The 956-nt window shown below is 63.4% G+C and carries 1 protein-coding gene; it reads right to left on the bottom strand.

Annotation, left to right across the window (positions count from 1 at the left end; translation table 11 throughout):
• Nucleotides 1-956, bottom strand: a 956-nt coding sequence (locus ABQE44_RS25775; protein ID WP_448432649.1) for an IS481 family transposase, incomplete at both ends; no start/stop codon positions are given.

The following is a 956-nucleotide window of genomic DNA, read 5'->3' as shown; positions in this document are numbered from 1 at the left end:
TGTTCTTCACGGGCAGGTTGTGAACACGTAAGCGCTCGATGGGTGTTTTTCCGCCGATGCCGGTGTGTGGTCGGTGATGATTGTAGTGATGCAGCCAGTCTTGGTAGGTCGCAGCGCGGTCTGCCTCGGACCGGTAGACCTGCACGTAAGCCCATTCAGCGGCCAGGGTGCGGTTGAACCGCTCGACTTTCCCGTTGGTCTGCGGCCGGTATGGCCGGGTCCGCTTATGGCTGATACCGGAACCAAGTGTTTGCGCGAAAAGCTTTGATCGATAACATGATCCGTTGTCGGTCAACACCCTCTTCACAGTGATCCCGTGCTCTTCGAAGAACGCGTTGGCGCACTCCCAGAACGCGGAGGCGGTCTCCTTGCGTTCATCGTCGAGGATCTCCGAATAGGCCAGCCGGGAATGATCATCGACGGCGTGATGCAGGTACGAGTACCCCATGCCGGCGCGGTTGCGCCGACCGGCTTGGCGACCCAGTTTGCGGTGCCCACCCCCATCGGGGATGCGGCCCAGCTTCTTGATGTCGAGATGGACCAGGTCGCCGGGAGCGGGGTGTTCATAGCGGTGAGGCTTGGGCCGACGCACGGGCAGCCCGGTGTTCTGGTCCAGATGGCCCAACAGTGGCATCCGATAGCGGCGTAGCACCGCTTCCACCGTCGAGCGTGCCAGCCGCAGGTGCGCGGCGATGCGGTGAGCTCCCCATCGATGGATGAACCGCACCTTGATGATCCGGCGTTCCCTGCGCTGAGCCAGCCGGCGCGGACTGTGGTGTGGGCGACTGGAGCGATCCACCATCGCGGCCTCACCGCCGGCACGGTAACGGTCGGCCCATTTCTTGGCCGTGGCCGGCGAGCATTGGAACCGCTCAGCAGCTCGGCGAAGCGTCCAACCCTCCTCGACAACACAACGAGCCAGCCGCAACCGGCCGCGCGGAGTCAACGAAGCATTA

Source organism: Mycolicibacterium sp. XJ2546, assembly GCF_053483195.1.
The sequence above is the reverse complement of the archived record's forward strand: the minus strand, read 5'-3'. Positions and strand labels throughout refer to the sequence as shown.